The organism is Okeania sp. (assembly GCF_983059655.1).
Genome location: NZ_CEZPJD010000750.1, coordinates 1 through 1891 on the forward strand (window position 1 = coordinate 1; position 1891 = coordinate 1891).

At 31.9% G+C, this 1891-nt stretch carries 1 protein-coding gene; it reads left to right on the plus strand.

Annotation, left to right across the window (positions count from 1 at the left end):
- Nucleotides 1-728: 728 nt before the first annotated feature.
- Nucleotides 729-1891, plus strand: a 1163-nt coding sequence (locus AC3DU7_RS27780) for a phthiocerol/phthiodiolone dimycocerosyl transferase family protein (RefSeq protein ID WP_488042492.1), incomplete at its 3' end; no start/stop codon positions are given.

Consider the following 1891-nt stretch of genomic DNA (forward strand, 5'->3'; position numbering starts at 1 on the left):
ATGATTTGTTAAAAGGTTCTTGTGATTGGCTTCAAGATTATTTTATTACTCATCCCAAGGTGAAGAAAGATTTAGAAATTTGCGAGTAGTTAAATCAGTTATCAGTATTCAATTTCTGGCGTTGGTGAATTAAGGTATGAAAGTAGGTTTATAGGGAATAGGGAACAGGGAACAGGGAACAGGGAACAGTTAATATTAACAAGTAGTTCAAACCATCCAAAATACAAAATCAAAAATATAAAATTATCAAATCATACCCAGAATCACCAACGCCCAATTTCTAATGCAAATAGTTAATACCAATTCACTTTTAAAATGTCACAAATAGTTGGCAACTGAATAATGTGAAACAATTAGCTGAAATTACTGTTGCACAAAATATCTACAAGCGCTAAAGGGCAACAACAAACTAAAGACCTAATTATCTCAACATGGTATTAATACTACTGTAAACATTCAACTAGCTTGCATTTCCTATGGGATGCTGCACAAACAGCAATTCAGATGTATGAACATATTCAAGCAATAACTGAGGTTAGATTATAGCCAATTTCATTAATAAATTTTAATTCTTCTTGGTGGATAATTCCTCTCTAGCATGATAATGATTTAATAACAAATAGCTGATGGCTGACTGCTGAATGCTTACGTATTACTCAAGATTTTAATTTATTAGAAGTTTCCGTCTTTTCCCTACCTCTCCTACTCCCTTATTTTAGGATAAAAATATGACTAATGATAGACCTCTTTTTAGTATAGAAAAAGGTTGGGAAGTTGTTCAGCGCGAGGCCAATTCATTGCACGTTGTAGTAGTTGGCAAGATCAAAGGATTTCTCGATCCAGAGGTTTTGAGGCGATCGCTGTTATTAGTTCAACTTCGGCATCCTCTATTAAATTCTCATATTGTTGGACCTTTGGATAACTTAATGTTTAAAACTGAAGGTACAGAGAAAATACCTTTAGAGGTTATTTTGAATCCTGAATCTGAATATTGGCAAACTATTTTTGTGAATGAGTTAAACACAAAGTTTGAAAACAAAAAAGTCTTGCTGAGATCTACTCTGATTAAATCAAGTGAAAAAAGTACAACTAATTATTTGATTACCAGAATTCATCATTCAATCACAGATGCTATTTCTGCTGTTAATTTATATTCAGAAATTTTAAGTTTTTGCCAAAAAATTCTATTAGATAGGCAAATTTCCGAAGTTGATAAATTAACACCTTCTCGCTCTATGGAAGAAATAATTGCTGATTTTACTATAGAAAATAATCTCGAATTATCAACATCAAATCAACAAATAGATACCCTTCCTTTTGAAAAATATGTACCTCATCAACAACGTACCTGTGGATTTATTCAAAAACAATTAAATCCCAGTTTGACTCAACAACTTATTCAACGTTGTCAACAAGAAAAAGTTACTGTTCAAGGAGCTATTTGTTCGGCAATGATGTTGGCATTAGCTAAAAATTTAGAGCCAGAAGATAAAGACTTTTATTTTAGTTGTCTTTCCCCTGTAGAAATGAGAAGAAAAGTAAATCCTCCTATTGGTGATGAACACATGGCTATCTTAATTTCTACTTTAACTTGTTTTTACGCAGTTAATCAGAAAATGTCATTTTGGGAGCTGGCAAAACAAGCTACAGATAAAATTAAAGCCAAATTAAAAACACCAGAAATTTACAATGGTGTTTTTAACTTTTGTCAAGCTTTAGAAGACTGTTTAGAGAATCCCGGAAAAACTTCTAATTCTGTATTAGTAGCTAATATTGGCAAAGTAAAAATTTCATCTGACTATGGCCAGTTCGAGTTAGAAGAAATTAGTTTTGGTGCATCAATAACTATTTTTGGTAGCATTTTTGATGTTAATGTTTCAACTTTTCAAGA